The sequence below is a fragment of the Acidovorax sp. GW821-FHT10E03 genome (assembly GCF_059415205.1).
This window is the reverse complement of sequence record NZ_JBWKMU010000010.1, coordinates 42987-68377: the sequence shown is the minus strand read 5'-3', so window position 1 is coordinate 68377 and position 25391 is coordinate 42987. Positions and strand designations below refer to the sequence as shown.

General features: G+C 70.2%; 21 protein-coding genes. 11 read left to right on the top strand and 10 right to left on the bottom strand.

All coding sequences use genetic code 11. The annotated features are described in order from the left end of the window. Window positions 1-134: 134 nt before the first annotated feature. The 3 genes from AC07OD_RS18410 to AC07OD_RS18400 form a co-directional block, all read right to left on the bottom strand. Window positions 135-1286: an ABC transporter substrate-binding protein gene (locus AC07OD_RS18410; protein WP_218296485.1), complete on the bottom strand. Its 1152-nt coding sequence runs from the start codon at window positions 1284-1286 to the stop codon at window positions 135-137. 182 nt (window positions 1287-1468) lie between these two features. After that, on the bottom strand, window positions 1469-2998 hold the full coding sequence (gene scpC / locus AC07OD_RS18405) for a succinyl-CoA:acetate CoA-transferase ScpC (protein WP_218339235.1): 1530 nt from the start codon (window positions 2996-2998) through the stop codon (window positions 1469-1471). A gap of 154 nt (window positions 2999-3152) precedes the next feature. Beyond that, entirely contained in the window at window positions 3153-4442 is a 1290-nt protein-coding gene (locus AC07OD_RS18400; RefSeq protein WP_218296487.1) for a solute carrier family 23 protein, read from the bottom strand. Window positions 4443-4598: 156 nt separating this feature from the next. Between AC07OD_RS18400 and AC07OD_RS18395 the strand changes: the two genes are divergently transcribed. Further along, window positions 4599-5363, top strand: coding sequence for a zf-TFIIB domain-containing protein (locus AC07OD_RS18395; RefSeq protein ID WP_218296488.1), 765 nt, complete (start codon window positions 4599-4601; stop codon window positions 5361-5363). 345 nt (window positions 5364-5708) lie between these two features. Further along, window positions 5709-6521 carry a class I SAM-dependent methyltransferase gene (locus AC07OD_RS18390; protein WP_370627743.1) on the top strand — a complete coding sequence of 271 codons (813 nt, stop codon included), beginning with the start codon at window positions 5709-5711 and terminating at the stop codon, window positions 6519-6521. Window positions 6522-6665: 144 nt separating this feature from the next. Here the strand turns inward: AC07OD_RS18390 and ubiM are convergent, their stop codons facing one another. From ubiM to AC07OD_RS18370, 4 genes are all read right to left on the bottom strand, one after another. Further along, window positions 6666-7991, bottom strand: coding sequence for a 5-demethoxyubiquinol-8 5-hydroxylase UbiM (ubiM, locus tag AC07OD_RS18385; RefSeq protein WP_494597694.1), 1326 nt, complete (start codon window positions 7989-7991; stop codon window positions 6666-6668). A gap of 196 nt (window positions 7992-8187) precedes the next feature. Continuing rightward, on the bottom strand, window positions 8188-8619 hold the full coding sequence (locus tag AC07OD_RS18380) for a hypothetical protein (protein ID WP_218296491.1): 432 nt from the start codon (window positions 8617-8619) through the stop codon (window positions 8188-8190). Window positions 8620-8849: 230 nt separating this feature from the next. Further along, entirely contained in the window at window positions 8850-9767 is a 918-nt protein-coding gene (locus AC07OD_RS18375; RefSeq protein WP_218296492.1) for an alpha/beta fold hydrolase, read from the bottom strand. A 250-nt stretch (window positions 9768-10017) separates the two neighbouring features. Then, entirely contained in the window at window positions 10018-10623 is a 606-nt protein-coding gene (locus AC07OD_RS18370) for a TetR/AcrR family transcriptional regulator (protein ID WP_218296493.1), read from the bottom strand. 106 nt (window positions 10624-10729) lie between these two features. Here AC07OD_RS18370 and AC07OD_RS18365 point away from each other — a divergent pair, with 106 nt between their 5' ends. Beyond that, on the top strand, window positions 10730-12805 hold the full coding sequence (locus tag AC07OD_RS18365; RefSeq protein ID WP_494597693.1) for an acetoacetate--CoA ligase: 2076 nt from the start codon (window positions 10730-10732) through the stop codon (window positions 12803-12805). A gap of 24 nt (window positions 12806-12829) precedes the next feature. On the opposite strand, the gene AC07OD_RS18360 is transcribed toward AC07OD_RS18365, so the two are convergent. Further along, on the bottom strand, window positions 12830-13759 hold the full coding sequence (locus AC07OD_RS18360; protein WP_218339232.1) for a LysR family transcriptional regulator: 930 nt from the start codon (window positions 13757-13759) through the stop codon (window positions 12830-12832). Between the two features lie 128 nt (window positions 13760-13887). Here AC07OD_RS18360 and AC07OD_RS18355 point away from each other — a divergent pair, with 128 nt between their 5' ends. The 8 genes from AC07OD_RS18355 (at window position 13888) to AC07OD_RS18320 (ending at window position 22064) form a co-directional block, all read left to right on the top strand. Further along, window positions 13888-14859 (top strand): Bug family tripartite tricarboxylate transporter substrate binding protein, encoded by a 972-nt coding sequence (locus tag AC07OD_RS18355; RefSeq protein ID WP_218296496.1) that lies wholly within the window; start codon window positions 13888-13890, stop codon window positions 14857-14859. Next, window positions 14856-16103 (top strand): CaiB/BaiF CoA transferase family protein, encoded by a 1248-nt coding sequence (locus tag AC07OD_RS18350; RefSeq protein WP_218339231.1) that lies wholly within the window; start codon window positions 14856-14858, stop codon window positions 16101-16103. The genes AC07OD_RS18355 and AC07OD_RS18350 overlap by 4 nt, the downstream gene beginning before the upstream one ends. Then, window positions 16100-17257: an acyl-CoA dehydrogenase family protein gene (locus AC07OD_RS18345; protein ID WP_218339230.1), complete on the top strand. Its 1158-nt coding sequence runs from the start codon at window positions 16100-16102 to the stop codon at window positions 17255-17257. Before AC07OD_RS18350 ends, AC07OD_RS18345 begins: the two co-directional genes overlap by 4 nt. 136 nt (window positions 17258-17393) lie before the next feature. Beyond that, window positions 17394-18425, top strand: a complete 1032-nt coding sequence (locus AC07OD_RS18340; protein ID WP_492244828.1) for an acyl-CoA dehydrogenase family protein — start codon at window positions 17394-17396, stop codon at window positions 18423-18425. Window positions 18426-18455: 30 nt separating this feature from the next. Further along, window positions 18456-19244 carry a crotonase/enoyl-CoA hydratase family protein gene (locus AC07OD_RS18335; RefSeq protein WP_218339229.1) on the top strand — a complete coding sequence of 263 codons (789 nt, stop codon included), beginning with the start codon at window positions 18456-18458 and terminating at the stop codon, window positions 19242-19244. A 39-nt stretch (window positions 19245-19283) separates the two neighbouring features. Next, a complete protein-coding gene (locus tag AC07OD_RS18330; RefSeq protein ID WP_494597692.1) occupies window positions 19284-20474 on the top strand; it encodes a CaiB/BaiF CoA transferase family protein in 1191 nt (396 codons plus the stop codon). 14 nt (window positions 20475-20488) lie between these two features. Then, window positions 20489-21004, top strand: a complete 516-nt coding sequence (locus AC07OD_RS18325; protein ID WP_255590934.1) for a MaoC family dehydratase — start codon at window positions 20489-20491, stop codon at window positions 21002-21004. A gap of 40 nt (window positions 21005-21044) precedes the next feature. Then, on the top strand, window positions 21045-22064 hold the full coding sequence (locus tag AC07OD_RS18320) for a Bug family tripartite tricarboxylate transporter substrate binding protein (protein ID WP_369641023.1): 1020 nt from the start codon (window positions 21045-21047) through the stop codon (window positions 22062-22064). A gap of 280 nt (window positions 22065-22344) precedes the next feature. Here AC07OD_RS18320 and AC07OD_RS18315 read toward each other — a convergent pair whose 3' ends face one another. Both AC07OD_RS18315 and AC07OD_RS18310 read right to left on the bottom strand, forming a co-directional pair. Next, complete coding sequence (locus AC07OD_RS18315; RefSeq protein WP_218296502.1) at window positions 22345-23349, bottom strand: Bug family tripartite tricarboxylate transporter substrate binding protein; 1005 nt, start codon at window positions 23347-23349, stop codon at window positions 22345-22347. Window positions 23350-23420: 71 nt separating this feature from the next. Then, window positions 23421-25358, bottom strand: a complete 1938-nt coding sequence (locus AC07OD_RS18310; RefSeq protein WP_218296503.1) for an acyl-CoA synthetase — start codon at window positions 25356-25358, stop codon at window positions 23421-23423. Window positions 25359-25391 lie beyond the last annotated feature (33 nt).

Below are 25391 nucleotides of genomic sequence, written 5' to 3'. Positions count from 1 at the left end.
AATCTTTTCGGACCGGCCATTGTGCCCATCTTGCTCTCATGGGCGCAGACCCGGCCTGGCGCCACCGTGGATCCGGCCCTGCCGGTCCACCGAAGGCGTCCCCCTTGTGGAATGGCGCGCAGCGCCCCAGGGGGTTACCCGATGAATTTGCCGTTGGCGCCCATCACGCCCAGGTCCAGGAAACGCGAGCCCACATAGGGGGCGCTGCCGGCGTAGTCGATCGTGAGGCCGCCCAGGTCGTTGCTGCGGATGCCGGCCAGCGCGTTGCGCAGCCTGGCGCGGGTCAGCTCGCGGCCGGCGCGCTCCAGGCCTTCGGCGAGCACGCGGGCGTTCACATAGCCCTCGAAGCTGCGGCTCGAGAATTCCTGAAAGCCCACCGCTTTCATGGCGCGCTGGTAGTCGCGCACCAGGGCAACGCTGGTGCGGCCGGCGTCGGGCAGCACCATCGACAGCGCGATGCCCGCCGCCTTGCCGCCGAGCTGGCGCAGGTTGTCGCCGGACAGGGCCACGCTGGTCGCTGCCAGCGGCGTGCTGGGCGACACCTTCTTGAATTCGCTGACCAGCGCGGCCGACACGTCGCCCGCCGTCCCCAGCAGCACCGTCGTGGGCTTGGCCGCCACGGCCTGCCTGACCACGTCGGCCACCTGCGCGCCCTGTGCGTCGAGCTTGAACGCCTTGGGCGCGGGCTGCTGGGCCGCCTTCATGGCGTTGTTCACATCGGCCAGGAATTCGCGGCCGAAGGCGGTGTCCTGGTAGACGATGGCCAGGTCGGTGATGCCCATGGCCACCAGCTTCTGCGTGAGGCGCTGGGCCTCGTCGGAGTAGCTGGCGCGCACGTGGAACACCGAGCGGTATTCGGCCTTGCGCAGCGACGTGGCGCCGCTTTGCGGGGCCACGTAGGGGATCTGCGCCTCGTCCACCAGCGGCAGGATGCGCTGGTTGTTGGCCGTGCCCATGCACGACAGCAGCGCCACCACGCCGCCGTCGGCGATCAGCTTGCGCGCGTTCTCCTCCGAGCGGGCGGCGTCATAGCCGTCGTCCAGCGCCAGCAGCTTCAGCTCCCGGCCATGGATGCCGCGCACGTTCGCCTGGGCGATGCCCGCGTCCAGGCCCTGCTTGAGTTCCTTGCCCAGGCTGGCCAGGGCACCGGTCAGGCCGACGGAGCAGCCAATGGCCACGCTCCTGGCGTCCATCGGGTCCTGCACGCCCACGGCGCGCGACGGGTTGGCAAAAAGCAGGCCGGCGCTGGCAGCGGCAAGGGACTGGGTGAACTGGCGACGTTGCATGGCAGGAAAACTCACGGACAAGAAGGCCACCAGCCCCGCGAAGGGCTGGTGGCCGGTGAAGAAAAAGGAAAACGGGGGGAGGCCTGGTGGTCCGACGACCAAGGGTTAACCCTGATTCTACCCAGGGCCTGTGACAAGACCATGTTCTCCCTGCCGGGCCGGGGGATTCGGCCGGGGCCTGGTCAGGCGGGCGCGCTCTGCCGCATGCTGCCCGTCTCCACGTAGCGCTGGTGCCAGGATAGTGCCTCGCCCAGCAGGTGCGGCGTGTGCTGGCCCACGGCGCCGCGCTTGGCGCGGGCCACATAGTCGTGCAGGGCCGGGCGGAAGTCGGGGTGCGCGCAGCGGTCGATGATGAGCTCGGCCCGCTGCGTGGGCGAGTGGCCGCGCAGGTCGGCCAGGCCCTGTTCGGTGACGAGGATCTGCACGTCGTGCTCGGTGTGGTCCACGTGCGAGGCCATGGGCACGATGCACGAGATCGAGCCGTTCTTGGCCAGCGAGGGCGTCATGAAGATCGACAGGTACGCATTGCGCGCGAAGTCGCCCGAGCCGCCGATGCCGTTCATGATGGCCGAGCCCATGATGTGGGTGGAGTTGACGTTGCCGTAGATGTCGGCCTCGATCATGCCGTTCATCGCGATCAGGCCCATGCGGCGGATCAGCTCCGGGTGGTTGCTGATCTCCTGCGGGCGCAGCACGATGCGCTGCTTGTAGTACTCGATGCGCTCGTTGAAGTCCTGCATCGCCGCCGGGCTGAGCGACAGGGCGGTGGCCGAGGCGCTGGCGAGCTTGCCCGAGCGCAGCATGTCCAGCATGCCGTCCTGCAGCACCTCGGTGTAGGCCGTGAGGTTCTCGAACGGGCCGTTGTTCAGCCCCGCCAGCACCGCGTTGGCGATGTTGCCCACGCCCGACTGCAGCGGCAGCAGGTCCCGGGGCAGCCGGCCCTTCTTCACCTCGTGCTGCAGGAACTCGATGATGTGGCCCGCGATGCGGTTCGAGGTGTCGTCGGGCGCGGCGTAGACGCTGTTGCGGTCGGGCTGGTCCGTCACCACCACCGCGATCACCTTGGACGGGTCGCAGCGCAGGTAGGGCTCGCCGATGCGCTCGTCGGGCCGCGTCATCGGGATGGGCCTGCGGTGTGGCGGCACGTCGGTGCCGTAGTAGATGTCGTGCATCCCTTCCAGGCCCGGGTTGTGCCAGGCATTCACTTCCAGGATGACCTTGTCGGCCTGGTCCAGCCAGGTCTTGTTGTTGCCCACCGAGGACGAGGGAATCAGCCGGCCGTCGGGCAGCACGCCCGCCACCTCGACCACGGCCACGTCGAGCTTGCCCAGGAAGCCGAACCACACGAACTGCGCCACGTGCGACAGGTGGATGTCCACGTACTGCATGTGGCCCGCATTGATCTGGCGGCGCACCGTGGGGTCGGACTGGTAGGGCAGTCGCATCTCGATGCCGTCCACCTGGGCCAGCGCGCCGTCCAGCTCAGGCGCGGTGCTGGCTCCCGTCCACAGCCCGATCTTGAAACCATGGCCTTGCGCGTTCAGGCTTTCGATGCGCCGCGCCAGCGCGCCTGGCACGGCCTTGGGGTAGCCCGCGCCGGTGAAGCCGCTCATGCCCACATGGGCACCGGCAGGGATCAGGGCGGCCGCCTCGTCGGCGGACATGGTGCGGGAGAGAAAGTCGGGGTACAGCACCCGATCGGCCAGGGACATGAACAAACTCCGCAAAAAAAGAAAAGAGGCCACCCGCCCGGTGAGCGGATGGCCCCGTGGACAAAACCCAGGATGCTAGCCGTCGTTCCTTACAAATTAAGGGTTAACCCTTACAAATGCGGTACGTCCGCTCACGTCCGCTCACGTCCGCAGATTACGCCGCTTTGCGGTTGAGCAAGGCATACAGCAGGATGGCGCCGAACGTGGCCGTGCCGATGCCGCCCAGCGCGAACTGGCCGAACTTGAGCGTGAAGTCGCCCGTGCCCAGGATGAGCGTGATGGCCGCGACGATCAGGTTCTTGTTCTGCGAGAAGTCCACCTTGTTGTCCACCCAGATCTTGGCCCCGGCCACCGCGATCAGGCCGAACACCACGATGGAGACGCCCCCCATCACCGGCAGCGGAATGGTCTGGATCAGCGCGCCGAACTTGGGGGAAAAGCCCAGCACCAGCGCGAACACGCCCGCCAGCAGGAACACGGCGGTGGAGTAGATCTTGGTCGCGGCCATCACGCCGATGTTCTCGGCATAGGTCGTCACGCCCGTGCCGCCCACGCCGCCGCTCACCATGGTGGCCACGCCGTCGCCGATGAACGCACGGCCCATGTAGCGGTCCAGGTCGCGGCCGGTCATGGCCGTCACGGCCTTGATGTGGCCCAGGTTCTCCGCCACCAGGATGATGGCCACCGGGGCGATCAGCAGCATCGCGTTGCCGTCGAACACCGGCGCGGCGAAGTTGGGCATGCCCACCCATGCCGCGTTCGCCAGGATCGACAGGTCGATGGGCTTGCCCAGGCCCAGGCCGTTGGTGAGCACCGCGTAGATGATGCTCGCCACGATCAGCCCCACCAGGATCAGGAGGCGCTGCACCATGCCGCGCGTGAGCACGGCCACCAGGCCCACGCTCACGAAGGTCACCACCTGCATCCAGCTGTCGAAATTGCTCGCCGCCATGTTCTTGATCGGAATGCCCGCCAGGTTCAGCCCGATCACCGCGACGACCGAGCCCGTGACCACGGGCGGCATGAAGCGCTCGATCCAGCCCGTGCCGATGGCCTGCACCAGCGCGCCGATCAGCGTGTAGAGCAGGCCGCAGGCGATGATGCCGCCCAGGGCGACGGCGATGTTGCCGTTGGCCCCCTTGCCCGCATAGCCCGTGGCCGCGATCACCACCCCGATGAAGGCAAAGCTCGAACCCAGGTAGCTGGGCACCCTGCCGCCCGTCACCAGGAAGAAGATCAGCGTGCCCACGCCGCTCATCAGGATGGCCACGTTGGGGTCGAACCCCATCAGGATGGGCGCCAGCACCGTGGCGCCGAACATCGCGATCACATGCTGCACGCCCATCGCCGCCGTCTGCGGCCAGGGCAGCCGTTCGTCGGGCGCGATCACTCCGCCCTGCTGCAGCACGGCCGCGCTTTTTTCTTGCCAGTTCATGAATCCCATGTGTGTTGTTCCTTGTAGTTCGAGGCGCGAATGCTAGTGGATGAATGCGCACGTGGACGATGAACTTCGCCAGGCGAAGGTGCGAGGCGGCGGGAACGGTAGGATGGCTGCCTCACAGCGGCGGGCAAGAGGGCCGGCCCTCACCCGACGTCCACCATGCCGCCATCCGCCCCATCCTGCCCGTCGTGCCGCCAGCCCATGGAGGCCCATTCGTTCACCAGCAACACCGGGCACACGCTGGAGCTGGACATCTGCTACGCCTGCCAGGGCCTCTGGCTGGACCGGCACGAGAACCTCAAGCTCTCGCCCCAGGCGGTGGTGGACCTGTTCCGCCTGCTGCACGAACACCGCACCCATGAACACCGCCCGCTGCAGGCGCGCATGGCCTGCCCGCGCTGCAGCTGCGCGCTGGACCAGGGCTTCGACGTGGTGCGCAGCGGCCGCTACATGACCTACCGCTGCGCGCGCCAGCACGGGCGGTTCAGCACCTTTTCCTCCTTCATGGTCGAAAAGGGCTTCGTGCGCCACATGACGCGCCCCGAGATCGACGACCTGGCCCGGCGCGTGGGCGCCATCTACTGCACCAGCTGCGGCGCGCCCGTGGACATCCGCAAGGACCACGCCTGCCCCTACTGCCGCGCGGCGTTCTCGCTCATCGACCCCGACGCCGTGGTGCGCGCGATGGAGGGCTACGCCCGGGCTGGCGCCCGCCCGGCCCAGGCCGCGCACGGCACGCCGGCGGCGACCGTGGACATTGGCGATGCCCTGGTGGCGCTGGAGCGCGACCGCAGCCGGGCCGAGCGCGAGCGGCAAAAGAGTGCCTTCAGCGGCGCGCGGGATGGCGATGGCGACTCCTTCACCGGCGACCTGCTGGCCGCGGGCGTCTCGCTGGTCTGGGAGGTGTTGACCAAGCGGGTGTAGCCGCGCCGGCCATTTCCCGCGTTTGCATATACCCTTGCGCGGCCCTGCGAAATGGGCACACCGGACCGGGTTCGGACCACAATGGCGTTCGCAGACTTCCCGGCGGCCCCAGTCCGTCGCCGCAGTCTCCCGTGGCGGCCAGCAGCCTGTGCGCGTGGCCGCCGTACTGCCTGACCCCGTCCATCCATTCCGCCAAACGGGGCGCCCCTGCGACCACAGGAGGAGACGATCTTGCCGCTGCAGCCGCACCGAAGCCGACGCCGTCCCCGGGCATCCGCCGGGCGGGCGCCCGCGCCACGCAGCGCCGCGGCACCGGCCCCGCTGCGGCACGCGCCCTTGCCCGCCGTGCCCAGCACCCTGCTCATCCCGCTGGCGGCGCGGGCGCGGGGCAACCATTACTTTCCCTGGCTGGCCTGCGGCGATGCGGTGGCCGCCGGGCTGCTGGAGCGGCTGGGCACCGATGTGGAGCCCTACCTCAACGACCTGCCCACCGTGCTGAACGTGCTGTGGCGCACCCGGATCATCCGGGACACCGCGCAGGGCTTCTTCCTCAGGCACCCCGGGGGCCAGGGCGTGAACCTGGGCTGCGGCCTGTCGCACCATTTCCAGTGGCTGGACACCGGCGCCAACCACTGGCTCGACGCCGACCTGCCCGAGGTGATGGCGCTGCGACGGCAACTGCTGCCCGCGCGGTGCCCGCGCACACGGCTGGCCGAGGCGGACATCACCCAGCCCGGCTGGTGGCACCGGCTGGGCCTGCCGCCGCGCGCGGCGGGGAGCGGGGCGGCAGCGGCGCCCGTGCTGGTGGTGTGCGAGGGCGTGCTCATGTACCTGGAGCCAGGCCAGGTGCAGGCGGTGCTGCACGAGTTCGCGCAGTGCGCGCCCCCGGGCTCGCGCCTGGTGCTGGACGTGCTCACCCACCGGGCCGTGGGCACGGCCGGCCGGCACGCGAGCGTGGGACCCACGGGGGCCGAGTTCCGCTGGGGCCTGGCACGCCTGGCCGACCTGTCCGCCGCGCACCCGCGCCTGGCGCTGCGGCACGCGCACAGCGTGGCGGAATGCTATGGCTGGGCGGGCCTGGCGCTGGAGACCCTGTGGTGGCCCTGGCTGGGCGCGCCGCTGTACGGCATGGTGGAGCTGGAAGTCACCACCCCCTGAGCGCTGTACGGCATGGTGGAGCTGGAAGTCACCACCCCCTGAGCGCCCGTGGCGTGGGCGCGGGCGCTGCCACTTCTTCCCTTTCGCGCGTGGAAAGGGGGCGGCACCCGGTGGCGGCCGGCGGGCTGGCCGGGGGCGGACGTGTCACTGCCGTGCCAGGCGCCCCAGCAGCTCGGTCCACGCGGGCGGCTTGCCGGTGAGCTGCCCCACGATGGCCGCCTGCAGCGGTGGCAGGCGCCGGGCGCCCTGCAGCACCAGCTGGCGCAGCAGGCGGGGCAGGGGGCGGGCATCGGTGTACAGCCGCACGATGGCGTTCGTGCCTTCGTAGATCGGCCATGCGTGGTGGTGGTGTGCGCGTCCATAGCCGGACAGGATTGCGCTGTCTCCGATATCGCGGCCCTGGCCGCGCGCGGCCAGCAGGGCGGCGGTCAGGCGCTCCACGCCGGCCAGGCCCAGGTTGTAGCCGTGGGCCGTCACCGGGTGCATGCCCACGGCCGCGTCGCCCAGCAGCGCGCAGCGGTGGGAGGCAAAGCGATCCGCGTACACGGCCACCAGCGGGTAGGCGTGGCGTTCTCCGTCGAGCTGCATGGGCCCCAGGCGGTTGTCGAACTGCGCCCGCACCTGGGCGGCAAAGGCGTCGGCGGGCAACGCCATCAGCGTGGCGGCATCCGCAGCGCCTGCGGTGACCACGACCGAGCACAGGTGCGGGCTGCCGGCCGTGTCGGCCGCGTCTGCGGCATCCACCGCATCCGGCAGGGGCAGGATGGCCAGCGTGCGTTCGTAGCCGAAACACTCGTGCGCCACGCCGCCATGGGGCCGGGCATGGCGCATGCGGCAGACGATCACGGTGCGGCCGAAGTCCGCCATGCGCGCGCCAATGCCCAGCTGGCGCCGCGTGGCCGAGAAGCGGCTGTCCGCCGCGACCAGCAAGGGCGCCTGCAGGCGCTGGGGTGAAGGGGCCTCCGCGTCCGGGGCCGTGTCTGTGGGGGCAAGCAGGCGGTACTCCAGCTCGGCATGCGTGGCCAGGGTGGCCACGCGCGTCACCTGGGCGCCGGTGACGATGCGCACGCCGGGCGTTTGCGCGGCCACCGCATAGGCGGTGCGGCGCAGCGCGTGGTTGGGGACGATGAAGCCCAGCGCCCCGTGGCCCGAGCGCTGGGCGTCGAGCTGCAGCGCGCTGCGCTGGCCGAGCGGCCCGTCATGCACCTGGGCCTCGCGGATGGCGCCGGTCTCGTGCGGCGCCAGTTGCGCCCAGGTGCCCAGCCGCTGGAGCGTGGCGCGGCTGGGGTGGGTCAGCGCGATCTCGCGGCCGTCGGGCGCGGGGGCGGCCAGCGCGGCCTGGGGCTGCTGCTCGACCACCGTGGCCGTGAAACCGGCGTGGGCCAGGGAAATGGCCAGCGACAGGCCCGCGGGCCCCGCGCCGACGATGAGGACATCGCTGTGGGAGGAGGAGGAGAAGGAGGAAGTCATGGCAGGAAAAGGCAGGAGGTGGACAGCCTGGTACGCACCCCCGCGGCCGGAGGGGATCGCCTGCCATTGTGGATGCGCTCCGCGCGCCGGGGGTTGCCCTGCGTCAAGTGTGCGCGCAGGATATGCTATTAAATATATAGCTGTCGGCGCTGATGTATCCAGCGCTAGGGGCCCCAAAGACCCCAAGGCCCGTGGATCAGGCCCGGGCCGGCTTGCGCGGCGGGCGCTTGGCCGCTTTCTTCTTTCCGGCGCCGCCGGCAGGCTTGCCGCGCAGGTGCAGGCCCCAGGTGACCAGCAGCCACAGGTACGACGCCAGCACGCTGTAGGCCGCCACGGCCGCCAGCGACAGGGGCGGGGCGGTGATGGAGCGCGGATTGGCCATGGTTTCCAGCAGCTGGCGGGTGCCGGCGCCCAGCACGGCCTCGCGGCTGCCCGAACGGGCCATGCGCGCCGCCATGAAGATGAAGAACTCCATCAGCAGCGCGCCGATCAGGAAACACGCCAGCAGGGCCAGCAGGTGCGAGAACGCGCGGCGGTCGCCCTTGGCCAGGAAATAGAAGGCCGACACCAGCACCAGCGCGGGCAACAGCAGGGCCAGGGCGGGCCAGGCGGACAGGAGAGCGTGCATCAGAGACAACAGGTAGCGGCGTGGGGCCACCGGTGGCAGGCAGCACACCGGTGAATCATCGGCAAGAGCGGCCCTGGGGGCACGCACGACTGCGGATGATAGGCGCTGGCCGCGTCCTGTTCGCCTTGCGGCTATAACTGTTGGCGACACCGCGCGGCGGTGCGCCGAGCCACCCCGCACCGCCCGCTGCGCCGCGCGGCCCCCGCCGGGCCCCCTGGCTCCCGGGCCCGTCAGCGTGGATGGCCCGGGCCCGCCACGAAATCGGCCACGGCCGCCAGCACGCCATCCTGCTGCAGGATCTTGCGGTGGCCCAGCCCTTCGGTGGCCAGCAGCGTGGCGCCAGGAATGTGGTCGCGGTAGGCCTCGCCATCGGCAAAGCGGTTGATGCGGTCGCCCCGGTCGTGCACCACCAGGGTGGGCAGCGCGATGCGCGGACCCACGGCCGGGGGCTCGAACTGGCGCATCAGGATGCCCTCGCGCGCCTCGATGCGCCGCTGCATGGAAGCGCGCGTGCGCTCCGACAGGCCGAACACCTGCGCGAACAGGCGCGTGTATTCGTGGGGCGACGCGGGCGGCGCCAGCAGCACCAGCCGCCCGGTGGCCAGGCCCCGGCTGGCCGCATGGGCCGCCGCGTTGGCCGCGAGCGAATGGGCCACCACGGCGCTGGGCGCCGAATCCTGCGCATGCAGGCGGGCGGTGGCGTATTCGATGGCGCGCGCGAACTGCGGCAGGTTGCTCACGCGGCCCCGGCTGCCGCCGTGCGCGGGCAGGTCCACCAGCACCGGGCGCAGGCCCCGCGCGGCCAGGGCGCCGGCCAGCGGCAGCATCTGGCGCGCGTGGCCGCCCCAGCCGTGCAGCAGCAGCACCGTGGGGCCGTGCGGCTGGGCCTGGGGCAGGTAGAGCGTGATCTCGGCGTCTTCGAACGGCCAGCGTTCCGTGCGCCAGTGGCCGGGCGGCACGGCGCTGCGGCCCGGTTTGCGCAGGGGCAGGGGCGTGCCGAAAAGGCGGTAGGCCGCGCGCACGGCCAGCGCGGGCCACAGGCGCTCGGTGGTGCCCAGCGCCACGCGCAGCAGGCGCATGCCGGGGTGTTCGCCGTAGAAGCTGGACGTGGCCTGCAGGGCGGTGGAGGAGGAAGGGGAGGCGTTCATGGGGGGCTCCGGAAAGGGAGGGAATGGGGGGCGGACGCGGTGGACGGTCAGTAGAAGATCCAGTCCCGGTTGCTGCGCGGAAGGCGGGCTAGTGTCTGGCGCAGCGCCCGGACGGCGCCCGCCGCGGCCACGATGGCGGCGATACCCAAGATGATCAGCATGGTGGTTCCTTTCTTCGCACGGTTGTGCGAAATTGGGGCAAAGAAAAACAAGAGGCATCCATCGCGCAAGAACAAGCAGAGGGGGAGGATCAGGCGGTCTGATAACTCTTGACGAGGCGCGCCCAGGACGCCTCGGTGCGCTGCACTGCCTGCGGATCGCGCAGGAAGCGAACGTCGTGCAACAGGCCCATGGCCATCGCATAGATCTCGCCCACCAGCTGGTCGGGCGGGGTGTCGGGGGGCAGGTGCCCGGCCTCGATGGACTGGATCACCGTGCGGCGCAGGGCCGCGCGCCAGCGGGTGATCTCGGCGTGCAGCAGGTCGCGCAGCTCGCCGTCGCGGTCGTCCAGCTCGAAGGCGCCCGCCGTATAGATGCAGCCGGTGAAGGCCTCCACGTCGCGCGTGCGGGCAATCCAGCGGCGCACGATCTCGTTGAGGCGCGGCAGGCCCTTGGGGTGCTGCATGGCGGGCACGAACACATCGGCCAGGAAGCGGCGGCCAAACTCCTCGATCACCGCCTTCTGCAGCGCCTCGCGCGAGCCGGCGCGCGAGAACACGCCGCTCTTGGACAGGCCCACGCGGTCGGCCACCGCCTGCAGGGTGATCGACTCCAGCCCCTCGGCCGCGGCCAGGTCCAGCGCCGCGCCCACGATGGCCGCGCGGGTGAGTTCCGATTTCTGGGTCTTTGCATCCATGGCGCTAATTTAGCACGATTGTGCGAAATTCGGAATTCCCCCTGCTGTCAAGCGGGTGACGGGGATGGCTGGCCTGCGCCCCGTGCCGCTGGTACGCTGCGTCGCCATGGAGACAACACACAACACCCCGCCTTTCATTCCCCAGATCCGCCTGTACCAGGACTGGCTGCGCGACCAGCGCGGGCTGCAGTTCGACAGCTACGACGCCCTGTGGCGCTGGTCCACCACCGAGCTCGATGCCTTCTGGCAAAGCGTGTGGGACTACTTCAAGCTGGAGTCGCCCACGCCGCACACCGCCGTTCTGGGCCAGAACACCATGCCCGGCGCGTTGTGGTTCCCGGGCGCCCAGGTCAACTACGCGCGGCAGGCGCTGCGCCATGTGGACGCCGCGCACGCGGCCGGTCTGCCGGCCATCATCAGCCGCAACGAAAAGGGCCACCACCGCGAAATGAGCTGGCCCGAGCTGCGCCGCCAGGTCGCGTCGCTGGCGCTGCACCTGAAGGCCCAGGGCGTGGAGCCGGGCGACCGCGTGGCCGCCTACCTGCCCAACGTGCCCGAGGCGATGGTGGCCTTCCTCGCCACGGTGAGCATCGGCGGCGTGTGGAGCATCTGCGCGCCCGACATGGGCACCCATGCGGTGCTCGACCGCTTCCGCCAGATCGAGCCCAAGGTGCTGATCGGCGTGGACGGCGTGACCTACGGCGGGCGCGACCACGACCGCACCGGCGTGCTGGCCGAGCTGCGCGCGGCGCTGCCCAGCGTGCGGCACGCGGTGTTGCTGGGCAATCTGGATGCTTCTGTTTCGATAGCTGGTTACGCAAACTGGACAAGCGCTACAGCCCGAAATGATGCAGACACTGCAGCCTTCGAGCCGATGTGGCTGCCGTTCGACCACCCGCTGTGGATCGTCTATTCCAGCGGCACCACCGGCTTGCCCAAGCCCATCGTGCACGGCCACGGCGGCACGGTGCTGGTGGCGCTGCAGCTCAAGGTGCTGCACAACGACATCGGCTGCAGCTACGAGCCCAACAGCTTCGGCGAGCGCTACCACTGGTACAGCTCCACGGGTTGGGTGATGTGGAACGCACAGCTCTCGGGCCTGCTGTCGGGCACCACCTGCGTGATCTACGACGGCAACCCCGGCGGCAGCAAGGACCACCCCGACTGGGGCGTGCTGTGGCGCTTCGCGGCCGAGACGGGCGTGACCTTCTTCGGCGCGGGCGCGGCGTTTTTTGCCAACTGCATGAAGGCGGGCATCGCGCTGGCCGAATACGGCGACCTCACGCGCATCCGCGCCTTGGGTACCACCGGCTCGCCGCTGTCGCCCGAGGTGCAGGAATGGGGCACGGCGCAGTTCGAGGCCCTGGGCACGCACGACATCTGGTGGAACAACATCTCGGGCGGCACCGACTTTTGCGGCGCCTTCATCGGCGGCAACCGCGAGATGCCCCAGGTGCCCGGCGAGATGCAATGCCGCATGCTGGGCGCGGCCGTGGAATCCTGGAATGCCGAGGGCGTGCCGGTGATGGACGAGGTGGGCGAGCTGGTGTGCGCGCAGCCCATCCCGTCGATGCCGCTGTACCTGTGGGGGGACAAGGACGGTTCACGCTACCTGTCGAGCTACTTCGACATGTACCCGCCTGGCCACGGCCGCCAGCCCGGCGGCGGCGATGGCCCCGCGCGCATGGGCGCGGTGTGGCGCCACGGCGACTGGCTCAGGATCGGCGCCAACGGCGGCTGTGTCATCTACGGCCGCAGCGACGCCACCATCAACCGCCACGGCCTGCGCATGGGCACGAGCGAGATCTACAGCGCGGTCGAATCCCTGCCCGAGGTGCTCGACAGCCTGGTGGTGGACCTGGAATACCTGGGCCGCGAAAGCTACATGCCGCTGTTCGTGGTGCTGCGCCCCGGCCACGCGCTGGACGAGGCCCTGCGCGCCCGCATCAACGGCGCGGTGCGCACGGCGCTGAGCCCGCGTTTCGTGCCCGACGACATCTTCGCGGTGGCCGAGGTGCCGCGCACCTTGAGCGGCAAGAAGCAGGAGCTGCCCATCAAGAAACTGCTGCTGGGCCAGCCCATCGAAAAGGTGGTGAACAAGGACGCCATGGCCAACCCGGGCTGCCTGGACTGGTATGTGGCGTTTGCCGCCGAGCGCGCGGCAGAAGTGCAAAATACATAGCTGCCCGCGCTTGCGGGCTGTACGCTACAGCCCGGTTTGATCCATATCCGGGCCGGGTCGGGGCACGCTGGAAAAGCCCATCGCATGCTCGATGAAGCGCTCCACGAGCCGGCTGGCCTCCCCCGCGCGCCGCGCGAGCGCGATGCCCACCTTGAAGCCCGGCGGGTTGTCGGTGAGCGCCAGGCACTTCACGCCGGGCGGCACCACCAGCCGCGCGACGCCCGCCACCAGTCCCACGCCCAGGCCCGCGGCCACCAGGCTCATGATGGTCTGCACCTGCATGGCCTCCTGTGCCACGCGGGGTGAAAAGCCCGACAGCTGGCAGCGCAGAAGCGCCAGGGCGGACAGCCCGGGCACTTTGTCCTGCGGGTACATGATGAAGGGCTCGCCCGCCGCTTCCGAGAGCGCGATCGCGTCGCGCTTCGCCAGCGGGCCGTGCGCGGACACGGCGAGCACGAAATCGTCGCGGTCCATGGGCAGGAGCTCGAACGGCTCGGGGTGCAGAACCGGGTAGCGAACGAATCCCACGTCGAAGCGGCGCGCCAGCAGCCCGTCGAGGATTTCGGTCGATGTGGCCTCCGACAGCTCCAGCTCGATCTGCGGGTAGCGCGCCCGCACGGACGGGATCAGCTCCGGCAGCAGGGCATAGGTGGCCGATCCGATGATGCCCAGGCGCAGCAGGCCGCCCAGCCCCTCGCGCGCGTCCGCCACGGCCTGGCGGCAGCGCTCCGCATGAAACAGCGCCAGGTGCGCCTCGGGCAGCATGGCCTGGCCCTCGGCCGTCAGGCGCACGCCAGTGCTGTGGCGCTCGAACAGGCGGCTGCCCAGTTCCTCCTCCAGTTTGCGCACGGACACCGACAGCGGCGGCTGGGCCATGTGCAGCAGCTCGGCGGTGCGGTGGAAGTTGCCGGTTTCCGCCAGGGTGACGAATTGGCGCAGCTGGCGCAGGTTCATGGGATACCAAACAAATATCGGTTTGTGAATTTTTAATATTAGACAGCATGGGTGCCCGCTGCCTACATTCGCCTGCAGGCCTGGGCAGGGCCTGACGATCAAAAAAATTCCATGAAGGAGACACCGTGATGCAATCCCGTAGAACCGTGGCCGGCGCGCTGCTGGCGCTTGCCGCCACGGCCCTGGCCCCCGCCGTGCAAGCCCAGGCATTCCCTGCCAAAACCATCAAGTTCGTCGTGCCCTTCGGCCCCGGCAGCGGCACCGACACCTCGGCGCGCTACTTCGCGCGCAAGCTGCAGGACCTCACGGGCCAGGCCGTGGTGGTGGAAAACAAGCCCGGCGCCAACGGCTTCATCGCCGTCAAGCAAGTGCTGTCGGCGCCGGCCGACGGCTACACCGTCTTCATCGGCAGCAACTCCACGCTGGCGGTGAACGCCGCGCTGTTCAAGGAGCTGCCGTACGACCCGGTGAAGGACTTCTCGCCGCTGACCATGATGATGCGTTCGCCCGCCATGATCGCGGCCATGCCCAAGGCGGCGTACAGCGACCTCAAGGGCCTGATCGCCTATGCCAAGGCCAGCCCGGGCAAGGTGAACTTCGGCGCGGGCTCGGCCGGCTACCAGCTCATGGGCGAGTTGCTCAACGACACGGCGGGCATCCACACCGTGCACGTGCCCTTCAAGGGCGCCGGCGAGACCATGACGGCCGTGGCCTCGGGCACCGTCGACTACACCTTCGCCGAGGTGACCGCCGTGCAGGAGCTAGCCAAGGGCGGCCGCGTGAAGGTGCTGGCCGTGGCGTCCGACAAGCGCGTGGCCGCGGCGCCGGACGTGCCCACCGCCACGGAAGCGGGCCTGCCGGGCTTCGAGGCCTACACGTGGGTGGGCGCCATGGTCAGCGCCCAGACCCCCGCCGCCGAAACCGCCCGGCTGGCCGAGCTGTTCACCGCCATCTCCAGGATGGACGAGACCCGTGCCTTCTACGAGCGCATCGGAGCCACCGCCATGACCGGTGGGCCCGCGCAGATGCACGAGTTCCAGAAAAACGAGATCGTGCTGTGGAAGCGCATCGTCACCCAGGCCAAGGTGCCGCTGCAATGAGCGCTGCTCCCGCCGCGCAGCCGGGTGCGCTGCAGCATGTGAAGGTGCTCGATCTGTCCCGCGTGCTGGCCGGACCCTGGGCCGCGCAGACCCTGGGCGACCTGGGGGCCGAAGTGATCAAGGTCGAGCGCCCGGGCACCGGCGACGACACCCGCGCCTGGGGCCCTCCCCATGTGACGGACGCGGCGGGCCGGCCCACCGGCGAGTCGGCCTATTACATGTGCACCAACCGCAACAAGCAGTCGGTGACGGTGGACTTCACCCGGCCCGAGGGTCAGCGGATCGTGCGCGAGCTCGCGGCGCGGTGCGACGTGCTCATCGAGAATTTCAAGACCGGCGGCCTGGCGCAGTACGGGCTCGACCATGCGAGCCTGAGCGCGCTGAACCCGCGCCTGGTGTACTGCTCCGTGACCGGCTTTGGCCAGGACGGCCCCTACGCGCACCGCGCGGGCTACGACTTCCTGATCCAGGGCATGGGTGGGCTCATGAGCATCAGCGGCCACCCCGACGGGGCACCCGGCGGCGGTCCCATGAAGGTGGGCGTGGCGCTCACCGACATCCTCACCGGGCTGTATGCGAGCACGGCCATCCTCGCTGCGCTGCAGGCGCGCGAGCACACGGGCCGGGGCCAGCACATCGACCTGGCGCTGCTCGACGTGGGCGTGGCCTGCCTGGCCAACCAGGGCATGAATTACCTGTACGGCGACAAGGTGCCGCAGCGCATGGGCAATGCGCACCCGAACACCGTGCCCTACCAGGACTTCCCCACGCAGGACGGCCACATGATCCTGGCCATTGGCAACGACGGACAGTTTGCACGCTTTTGCCATGCCATCGGCGAACCGGATTGGGCGCAGGACGAACGCTTCGTGTGCAACGCCGGCCGCCTGGCCCACCGGGAGGAACTGGTCGGCCGCATCCGCGCCGCCACGGTGGCGCGCACCACGCGCGACTGGATCGCTCTGCTGGAGCGGCACGCCGTGCCCTGCGGCCCCATCAACACCGTGCGCGACGTGTTCGAGGACCCACAGGTCCAGGCCCGGGGCCTGCGGATCGCGATGCCGCACCCGCAGGCGGGCGAGGTGCCGCTGGTGGCCAGCCCCATCCGCCTGTCGGACACGCCCGTCACTTACCGCCACACGCCCCCGCAGCTGGGCCAGCACACCGACGAGGTGCTGGCCCGCTACCTGGGTTTTTCGCCCGCGCAATTGCAGGCCTACAAGGACGACGGAGTTTTGGGATGAGCACCCTGGATTCACTGGCGCTCACGCGCATTCCCGCTGAAGACGAGGCACTGCGCGCCGAGGTGCGCGCCTTCCTGCAGGAGGCCATTGCCGACCTGCCCGCGCACATCCGCGCGCGCTCCTGGGGCGGCTACAGCACCGCTCTGAGCCGCCGGCTGGGGGACAAGGGCTGGATCGGCATCACGCTGCCCAGGGCGTACGGCGGGGGCGGGCGCAGCGCGTTCACGCGCTACGTGCTGGTGGAGGAATACCTGGCCTGCGGCGCTCCCGTGGGTTCGCACTGGATCGCCGATCGCCAGAGCGCGCCCCTGATCCTGAAGTACGGCACCGAGGCGCAAAAGCAGTTCTACATTCCGCGCGTGTGCAAGGGCGAGGCGTTCTTCTGCATCGGCATGAGCGAACCCAACGCGGGTTCGGACCTGGCCAGCGTGAAGACGCGCGCCGTGCCCAATGCGCAAGGCTTTGTGCTCAACGGCCAGAAGATCTGGACCACCAACGCCCACCACTGCCAGTACATGATCGCGCTGGTACGCACCTCGGGCACCTCCGAGGACCGCCACCAGGGCCTGTCGCAGGTCATCGTGGACCTGTCGCTGCCGGGGGTCACGGTGCGCCCCATCGAAGACCTCTCGGGCGACAGCCATTTTTGCGAGGTGTTCTTCGACAACGTGCAGCTGGGGCCGGATGCGCTCATTGGCGCCGAGGGCCAGGGCTGGGAGCAGGTCACGGCGGAGCTGGCGTTCGAGCGCAGCGGGCCCGAGCGCCTGTTCTCCTCCATCGTGCTGTTCGACCAGTGGCTCGGCTACGTGCGCACGCCCCAGGGACGCACCGACTCGGCCGTGCGGCTGGCGGGCAAGGTGCTCACGCAGCTGGCGCCGCTGCGCGCCATGTCCGTGTCGGTGCAGGAAAAACTCACGCAGGGCGCGAGCCCCATCGTCGAGGCGGCGCTGGTGAAGGAGCTTGGAACCACCCTCGAGCAGATGATTCCAGCGGCCATTGCCGAGGACCTGTTCGCGCGCGAGGCCGAGGACGTGCCCGTGGAGCTCCTGATGACGCTCAAGTACGTGACCGAGGCCTCGCCCTCCTTCTCGCTGCGCGGCGGCACGCGCGACATCCTGCGCGGAATGATCGCCCGCGGCCTGGGCTTGAGATGAGACAGCCCTGGGCTGCTGCGCGGCATCTCTCTCGCGCGCGCTGCGTGGGGACCGTGCCTGGCGCCTCCGACCGGGCCGCGCTTCGGCCAGGGGCCGGGGGGCAGTGTGTGCAACGCAATGGATGACCGACATGAGCATGAATGACAACGACCTGTTCGCCGATGCCGCGCACGACGTGCTGGCGGACCGGTGCACCCCCGCCGTGGTGCGCGCCATCGAGTGCGGCGGGCGCGCGGCGGATGCCGCGCGGGGCCTGTGGGAGCAGCTGGAATCCACCGGCCTGGCCGACGCCCTGCTGGGCGAAGAAGAGGGGGGGGCGGGCCTGGAACTGGACCAGGCCTTTGGCGTGCTGGAGCAATGCGGTGCCCACGCACTGCCGCTGCCCCTGGCCGAGACCATGGTGGCGCGGGCCTTGCTGGCCCAGGCAGGGCTGGTGCGCCCGCAGGGCAGCATCGCCCTGGCACGCGGCCAGCGTGGCGCCGGCGGCGGTCTGCACTGCGCGCTGGTGCGCGGCGGCCAGGTGGCCGATGCGGTGCTGGTGCAGGCCGGCGGCGCCTGGCACCTGCTTCCCGTCGACGGCGCCCACGCCCGTGCGCATGCACTGGCGCTGGACGCGGCGCTGACCTGGTCGGCCGCGCAGTGCGATGCCGCCCCCACGGTGGGCGTGGATGCCGCGCTGGATGTGCGCACCCTGCAGGCCGCGGTGGTGGCCGCGCAGATGGCCGGCGCCCTCAGCAGCGTGTTCCAGCGCACCCTGCGGTACGCCAACGAACGCCAGCAATTCGGCCGCCCCATCGGCAAGTTCCAGGCCGTCCAGCACCAGCTGGCCGTGATGAGCGAACACGTGTTTGCCGCGCGCATGGCCGCGCAGCTCGGCTGCAGCGGCGGCGTGGGCATCCAGCCCGACCGCCTGCGCGTGGCGACCGCCAAGGCGCGCTGCAGCGAGGCCGCGCTGGCCGTGTCGGAAGCCGCCCACGCCATCCACGGCGCCATCGGCTTCACCGAGGAGCATGACCTGCAGCTCTTCACCCGGCGCCTGCATGCCTGGCGCCAGACGGCCGGCAGCGAGGGGTACTGGCACACCGTGGCCGGCGAGGCGCTGCTGCAGCACAGCGGCATCACGCTCGATCTGGTGCGCCGCATCACCGACGTCGAATTCCCGGCCTGAGTGCCACTTCGCTGACTGGAGACATTTGCCATGGCCTTTCTGACCATTGAACGCGACGGCGGCATCCTCACCGCCACCATGAACCAGCCCGAAACGCGCAACGCGCTCACCGGCAACACCGCGGTGGACGAGTTCGTGCAGCTGTGCGAGGACGTGCGCCGGGATGCCGGCGTCAAGGTGCTGATTCTCACGGGCGCGGGCCCCATCTTCAGCTCGGGCGGCAACGTCAAGGACATGAAGCGTTTCTTTGATGACGCGTTCACGCCCGACCTGATCCGCGAGGAGTACCGCCAGGGCATCCAGCGCATCCCCCAGGCGCTGTACCAGCTCGATGTTCCCGTGATCTGCGCCGTCAACGGCCCGGCCATCGGCGCGGGGCTGGACCTGGCCTGCATGTGCGACATCCGCATCGCCAGCGAGGCGGCCACCTTCGCCGAGAGTTTTGTGCGCGTGGGCATCGTGCCCGGCGACGGTGGTGCCTGGCTGCTGCCGCGCGCGGTCGGCAGGGCCAAGGCGTCCGAGATGGCGTTCACCGGCGAGGCCATCGGCGCGCAGGAGGCGTTGGCCTGCGGCCTGGTGAGTCGCGTGGTGGCGGCGGACCAGTTGCTGCCCGCCGCGCGGGCGCTGGCCGCCAGGATCGCGGCCAACCCCGGCGCCGTGATGCGGATGACAAAACGCCTGCTGCGCGAGGGCGAACACGCCTCGCTGGCCTCGCTGCTGGAGACTTCGGCGGGCTACCAGGCCATCGCGCACAAGACGGCAGACCACCGGGAAGCGGTGACCGCCTTCATTGAAAAACGCGCGCCGAAGTTCCAGTGAGGCACCGCGTCCCCCCAACCGCCTCCGGAAGGATGTGAGATGACGCCTTTGCAAGGCCTTCGCGTGCTGGATCTGTCCAGCGTGATCTTCGGCCCCCTGGCCAGCCAGGTCCTGGCCGACTACGGTGCCGAGGTGATCAAGATCGAACCGCCCGAGGGCGACTCGACGCGCCATACCGGCCCCGCCCGGGAGGCGGGCATGGCGGCGATGTTCCTGGGCGCCAACCGCAGCAAGAAGAGCGTGGCGCTGGACCTCAAGCAGGCCAGTGCGCAGGAAGCGCTGGGCGCACTGATCGCCACGGCCGATGTGCTGATGCACAGCATGCGGCCGCAGAAGCTGGCGGCCCTGGGCCTCGCGCCCGAGGCGCTGCGCGAGCGTTTTCCGCGCCTGGTGTACGCCAGCCTGGTGGGCTTCTTGCCTGGCCCCTATGCCGGCAAACCCGCGTATGACGACGTGATCCAGGGCATGTCGGGGCTCGCCGACCTGATGGAACGGCAGGGCGGGGAAATGCGCTACCTGCCCACCATCGCCGCCGACAAGACCTGTGCCCATGTGGCCGCGCATGCCATCCTGGCCGCGCTGTGGCAGCGCGAGCGCACGGGCCGGGGGGCCTTCGTGGAAATCCCCATGTTCGAGTCCATGGTGGGTTTCAACCTGGTCGAGCACTACTACGGCCAGCACTTCGAGCCGCCGCTGTCCCCACCGGGCTACCCGCGTGTGCTGGCCCCCTGGCGCCGGCCCTACCGCACGGCCGACGGGGCGGTGGCCATGATGCCGTACACCAACCTGCACTGGCAGCGCTTCTTCACCGAAGTGGGTGCCCCGGACCTGGCGCGCGATGCGCGCTTCGCCGACATCGCCAGCCGCACGCGGCACATCGCCGAACTGCTGGAGCTTGCGTCGGGCTTCACCGGGCGCCACACCACGGCCCACTGGATCGCGGTGTGCGAGCGGCTGGAAATCCCCGCCGCGCCCGTGGCCAGGCTGCAGGACCTGCCCCTGGATCCACACCTCGTGGCCACGGATTTCTTCGAAACCCTCTCCGACCCCGCCCTGGGCGAGGTGCGCTTTCCGGGCGTGCCGGTGCGCTTTGACGGGCAGCGCCCCGCCATCGCCATGCCCCCCCGGCTGGGCGAACACACCGAGACGCTGCTGGCCCAGGCCGGGCTCGGCGGCGCACAGATCCAGGCACTGCTGGGCACCCGCGCAGCCGTGGGCCCCTCTTCTTGACAAGGACGCCTTCCATGATCCCCCAGACGCCTTCTGCGGACACCCTCCGCCCTGCCGCCCCCGCTGGCGTGGACCGCCATTTGCCGCGCCTCGGACAGGGGTTCGTGTGGCAGGACCTGAGCGTGGGACAACGCTTTCGCACCTTCCGGCGCACGGTCACCGAGACGGACCTGGTCAGCTTCATCGGCGTGACCGGCATGCTGGAGGCGATCTTCATCGAAGACGGCTACGAGGGCGGCGCCATGGCGGGGCGGCCCGTGCCGGGGGCGCTGACCTATGCGCTCATCGAGGGCTTCATCCTGCAGACCATGATCCAGGGCACGGGCCTTGCGATGCTGGAGCTGCACCAGAAGATCCTCGCGCCCGTGCGGGTGGGCGACACCATCGAGGCGGTGGTGGAGGTGACGGAGATCCGGCCCACCTCCAGGAGTGGCCGCGCGGTCGTGACCTCGCGCATCGACGTCTTCAACCAGCAGGGGGTACCGGTCATGACCTACACGGCCACCCGCTTGCTCGCCGGGCGTTCGTGAACCGATTTCCCCAACTACAACCACCCAGGAGACAAGCACCATGAAAAAAAGCACTTCCCGCACGTCTTCGCGACCCAGCGGCGTCCGGCGTGTATGCCTGGCCATGCTCGGCTGCGCGGCCGGCGTGGCGGCCATCGCCCCCATGGGCTTGGCGCATGCGCAGGCCTACCCTTCCAAACCGATCACCCTGGTGGTGCCCTTTCCGCCAGGCGGGCCCACCGACCAGGTGGCGCGCGTGCTGGCGCAGAAGCTGACGGAGCAGATGGGGCAGTCCGTGATCGTGGACAACAAGCCCGGCGCCAACGGCAACATCGGCGGCACCCAGGTCAGCAAGGCGGCGGGTGACGGGTACACGCTGCTCTACAACACCTCGTCCATCACCCTGAGCCCGGCGCTCTACAAGAACCTGAGCTATGACGTGCAGAAAGACCTGGCGCCCGTGGCCCTCACCGCCGTGGTGCCGCTGGCCCTGGTCGTGCACCCGAGCCTTCCCGTCAACAATGTGCGCGAGTTCGTCGACTACGCCAAGGCCAACCCGGGCAAGCTCTCCTATGGCTCGGCAGGCAATGGCAACGTGACCCACCTGGCGGCTTTCCAGTTCACCAGGAGCCTGGGCATCGAGGCCACGCACGTGTCCTACCGGGGCAGCGCCCCCGCGGATGTCGACCTCGTGGCGGGGCAGATCCAGTTCATGACGGACACCATCAATTCCGTGATGCCTTTCGTGAAGGACAGGCGCCTGAAGCTGCTGGCGGTCACCACCGCCAGGCGCATGTCCCTGTACCCCGACGTGCCCACGCTGGGGGAAACCGTGATGCCCGGTTTTGAGGCGGGCGCCTGGCAGGGCGTGATGGTGCCCGCCAGGACGCCGGCGGCGCTGGTGCAGCGCCTCAACGCCGAGATCAACAAGGCGCTGCAAAGCGATGAGGTGCGTGCCAGGCTGGCGGTGCAGGGCGCCGAGCCGCTGGGCTCCACGCCCGAAGAGTACCGCGCCTATGTCGGCAAGGAACTCCAGCGCTGGGCCGGGGTGGTGAAATCGACCGGCGTGACCCTCGATTGAACGCGGTGGAGCCCCTGCACCTGGGCGGCGCGAAATTGCTTCAAAAATGATAGCTGCTTGCGCTTGATGGACAGGCGCTGGGGCTCATTTTGGCCTCAAAGGCCCTCGCGGGCCTTTTTTTGCTTCCTGCCACCTGTTGTGACCGGCGCGCCGCCATGCCAGGGCCGCTCCGCCGCGCTGGCGACGGCCCCCTTCAGGGGCTGAGGGCTGCGGCTCCAAGCCTGCTTGCGCAGGCCTGGACATGACGAAGAGCAGCTGTTTCTGGCAGCCGCTCAGGGGGTCAGTCAAGCTTCGCGCCCGAGGCCTTGATCAATCGCTCCCACACCGGCCGCTCCTTGGCGATCGCGGCCGTGAACAGCGCGGGCGAGCTGTTCTGCACATCGAACCCCATGGCCGCGATGCGCTGCGCCACGTCGGGCAACTGCGTGGCCTTGCGCACCTCGGCGGCAATGCGCTCCAGGATGGGTGCTGGCGTGCCGGCCGGTGCGCCAAAGGCCAGCCAGCCCGCCACGCGGTAGGCCTCGTCGTTCAGGCCCTGTTCGGCCAGCGTGGGCACGCCCGGCAGCGCGCCCATGCGGCGCTCGCCGCTCACGCCGATGGCCTTGAGCTTGCCCGCGTCGATGTGCGGCTTGGCCTGCAGCGCGCTGGCGAACGCGATCTGGATCTGGCCGCCCAGCAGGTCCTGCACCATGGGCGCCTCGCCGCGGTAGGCCACGTGGCTCATGTCGGCGTTCTGCGTGAGGCTCATGTAGGCGCCGGCCAGATGCGGGTAGGCGCCCGTGCCGTAGGAGCCGTAGGCCACCTTGCCCTTGTTCGCCACCACGTACTTGAGCAGCTCGGGGCCCGTGGCCACGGGTACGCCGGGGTGGGCCACCAGCACCAGCGGCGCGATGGCGATCTGGTAGATGGGCGCGATGTCGCGCTCGGGGCTGTAGGGCAGCTTGGTGTACAGGAACTGGTTGGTGAGCATGGAGTTGCTCAAGGCCAGCAGCAGCGTGTAGCCGTCGGGCGCGGCCTTGGCCACCGCGTCGGTGCCGATGATGCCGGCCGCGCCGGGCTTGTTGTCGATGACCATGGGCTGGCCCAGGCCCGCGGCCATCTTCTCGGCCAGCACGCGCGCGAGCACGTCGGTGGCGCCGCCTGCGGCAAAGGGCACGACCACCTTGATGGGCTTGCTGGGGTAGGCCTGCGCCAGGGCGGCGGGGCCGGTGCACGCGGCGGCGGCGGCCAGCGCGGCGGCGCCCAGCCAGTGGCGGCGGGTCATCGACGGGGGGTGGTGGGGCATGTGTCGTCTCCTGTCATGGGTATTGCAAATCAGGCTGGCCCGGCCCTGCGCGGTGGCGGGCCGGGGCTCGTTCAGGCGGGCTGGGGGCTTCCTGGCGCCGGGGCGATGGTGACGGCAAGCGGCAGGGGCGCGAGCACCTCGCGCAGCCGGGCCTGCAGCGCGGCCGCGCCCGGGCCGGGCTCCAGGGTCACGCGCACGGCGCTCTCGCCTTCGGGCTGCGCCTGGGGGCGGGGGAGGCCGGGGGTCTCGGCCCACACGCCGTCGGCCAGCGCCTGCACCGTGTGGCAGGCGGCCTGCAGGCGCAGCGCGGGCTTGTAGATCTTGCCCACGTTGGTCACGGGCATGGTGCCCAGGACCCGCACCCAGCGCGGGCGGGCCACGGCCTCGTCCACGCGCTCTGCGGTGAAGGCGAGCAGCTCGGCCTCGGTCGCCTGCGCGCCGGGCACCAGCGTGGCAAAGGCCACGGGCAGCTCGCCCGCATAGGCGTCGGGCGCGCCCACGGCGGCGGCGAGCTGCACGGCGGGGTGGGCGCCCAGCGCGTCCTCGATCACCTTGGGATCGATGTTGTGGCCGCTGCGGATGATGAGGTCCTTGGAGCGGCCGCTCAGGTGCAGGCGCCCTTCGGCGTCCACGAAACCCAGGTCTCCGGTGGCCAGCCAGCCGTCGGCCGTGAAGGCCTTGGCCGTGTCCGCCGCATCCAGAAACCCCGAGAACAGGTTGGGCGACTGGAACAGCACCATGCCCGGCTGCCCAGGCGGCATGTCCTGGCCGGACGCGTTGCCGTGCGCGTCCAGCGCCACGATGCGCAGCCGCGCGTACGGCAGGCGCCAGCCCACGCAGCCGGCGGGCGCGTGCACGCCCGGTGGCGTGATGGTGGAGATGCCCGCCATCTCCGTCATGCCCAGGCTTTCGTGCACATGCAGGCCGAACAGGCGCTCAAAGCGCGCCGCCAGCTCCGGCGCGAGGATGGCCGCGCCCGTGCGGCAGTAGCGCAGCGACGAGATGTCGGCGCCATCGAGCGGCACGTTGGCCAGCGCGGCCAGCACCGTGGGCACGGCCGACAGGTAGGTGCAGCGGTGGCGCTCGACCAGCCGCCAGTAGCTGGCGATGACCTCGCGGTTGCGGAACAGGCCCGCCGTCGGGATGATGGTCTCCACCCCCGCCGAGAGCGCCGCGAGCGAACCGGGCAGCACGCCCGCCACATGGAACAGCGGGTAGCCGTTGATGCCCACGTCCTGCGGCGTGATGCCCTGCATCTGCACGCTGGCCCAGGCGGTGAACACCTGCGCGCCATGGCTGTGGCGCGCGATCTTGGGCGCGCCCGTGGTGCCGCCGGTGTGAAAGTACGCTGCGATGTCGCCGGGCGCGATGCGCCGGCCGCTCACCAGCTGGCCGGCGGGCTGGCGCAGGCGCGCCGCGAAGTCCACCACGCCCTCCGGCAGCGCGCCGGCGGCGCCGGGCGCCTCATCGTGCGGGGCCACACGCAGCACGGTGGCGAGCGTGGGCACCTGGCTGCGCAGGCGCAGGGCCTTGCTCCAGTAGCCCACGTCGCCTTCCGCGCCGTAGGCGATCAGCACCTTGGCGCCCGCCAGCGCCATCATGGCCGCGAGCTTCTCGTCGGTGAGCATGGGGTTCAGGGGCTGCACGATGCCCGCCGCCTCGCCGCCCCACAGGGCCAGGTGGTATTCCAGGCAGCCGGGCAGCAGCACGGCCACGGCGTCCCGGGGGCCCACGCCCAGTGTGTGCAGCAGGTTGGCCGTCTGGTGGATGCCGGCCAGCAGCTGCGCGTACGACCAGCGGATGGGCGCGTCCGCCGGATCGGCCGTGGGCAGGAAGGTCAGCGCGGTCTTGCCGCCGAACGCATGGGCGGCGTTGCGCAGGATTTCATAGGTGCTCCGCACCGGCAGCGCCTCGGCCAGGGGCGTGGCTTCCAGCTGTTCGACATCCCGCAGGCCGCGGAGGGTGGTGGCGGTGCGGGCAAAGGGCGGATGGAGTGCGGGAGCGGTCATGGACGGAAGTGCGGGCAGACCCGGGATTGTTGT